We start from the raw sequence: 1,601 nt of genomic DNA on the forward strand, positions 1-1,601 counted from the left end.
GATTTGCAGTTGCTTTCGCTCTTCAGGGATGCCGATTTCAAGTATCTCTATCGCGGCGCTTATGGGTCTGAGGAGTACCGGTCCGGGCAGGTAATTGAATTGCTGGGTGTGCGTTTTGTGCCGACGACCGAAGCGCCGCAGCAGGCCTCACTGGGTGGCGGGCCAATTCATCGCGCGTTGCTTCTGGGGCAGGGGGCTCTGGTAGAGGGGGACTGCGCCTGTGTGGGTCATTCGGATATCCCCGATGCCGAGCGGGCGCTTGTCGACATTGTGGACGGTGTGGCGATGGTCACCCGTGAGCCGCTGGATCGTCTGAAACAGATTATCGCGCAGTCATGGTACTGGATTGGTGGTTTTGCCTTGCCGACAGATGTGACGGCCGATGCCTCCATCATCCCGACAGCGACCAATGCCTATCTCAAGCGCGGTGTGGTGATCGAGAGTCTCGGCACGGACGCTCGCTGATGAGCAGGGGAGGTCTTGCCATGTCGATCGGTCAGCCTCCGGCCGGACTTTCAGACGGGAGCGGTGTGATGGAGGATGATATGTCGTGTGGCGGCGTACCGCCATCCGGTGACCAACTCACCGATGAAGAAAAAACCGAAATCCGCCGCTTCTGCGGGTATGCAGCCCTTGGTGATGTCGGGTCGGGAGAGAGTTCCTGGCGGTTTTTTCAAAGTGCAGGAACTCTGGAGTTCCGATTGAACACGCTTGCGCCCTCCGAGCGCCGACGCATGCGCTATTTTCTGGCGACACTGCTGCAAATGGAGCGGGCGATTTCTCGTGCCTCCGATACACTGGATACGCAGGTGGCCTCGGTATGGACGCGTAATACGCGTGAATTATCCGAGCGCGTCAGATTGCTTGATTGGTGGCGGCGCAGGGTGTGCGGCTTTCTGGGTGTGGCACCGGGCCCCGATATGCAGGACCATGCTCTGATCGCCCTGTGACAGCGCGCGTCACCGCAGCAGAACACCTCAGAGAATTCGGGAGATGAACCATGCAAATGCTTCAGAAGCGTGTGTCATCCGGGTTCGCGCAGGTTGCACGCCGCATCGGGCGCATGGGACGCCAATATCGGGTTACTGACCCGCTTACGCCGTTGGGTCATGCGGTAGGAGCCGCTTATCTGTGCCTTGATGTCGATGCGGGATTTCGTATGCGCAAGCCGAAGGGATGGGGTCAGGTCATGACTCTCGGGCTGAGCGATGCGCGGGATCTGGCTATTGGTGATTATATCGCGCTGGGTGAACGGTTTTATTTCGTTGCTGAAATGGAACCGTGCAGGCCAGCACTCTTTGTCGCGTGCAACCGCGAAATATCGGTCATGGGGATGCGTGGAGCAGAGGGTCTGCTGGTCGATCATTGTCCGGCCAGTCTGTGGATGACTGGGAAGGGCGAGGATCGGCATAGCGGTATGCCGGGTGCCTTGCGGTCAGGAAGCTATATGCTGCATTTGCCGGTCATGCCGGGTTTCTGTTTGAAGCCCTATATGCAGGTCCTGGACGAGAAGGGCGCGCGTTATCTGGTCGATACCGTCGAGCTGTCGCAGAACGGAACCCGCGCGCTTTTATCCATGCAGCAGGTCTGATCATGGCAGG

The 1,601-nt window shown here is 58.8% G+C and carries 2 protein-coding genes and 1 pseudogene; all 3 read left to right on the forward strand.

Going from position 1 to position 1,601, the window contains the following annotated elements; translation table 11 throughout:
• Positions 1-465: pseudogene (locus tag P792_RS38920) on the forward strand (DUF4043 domain-containing protein); the annotation flags it as partial.
• A complete protein-coding gene (locus P792_RS31370) occupies positions 465-950 on the forward strand; it encodes a hypothetical protein (protein ID WP_023979317.1) in 486 nt (161 codons plus the stop codon). The pseudogene P792_RS38920 and the gene P792_RS31370, both read left to right, overlap by 1 nt.
• A 50-nt stretch (positions 951-1,000) precedes the next feature.
• A complete protein-coding gene (locus tag P792_RS31375; protein WP_023979318.1) occupies positions 1,001-1,591 on the forward strand; it encodes a hypothetical protein in 591 nt (196 codons plus the stop codon).
• Positions 1,592-1,601: the final 10 nt, after the last annotated feature.

Origin of the sequence: Asaia sp. SF2.1 (genome assembly GCF_000505765.1) — a bacterium.
Taxonomy (GTDB): Bacteria; Pseudomonadota; Alphaproteobacteria; order Acetobacterales; family Acetobacteraceae; genus Asaia; species Asaia bogorensis.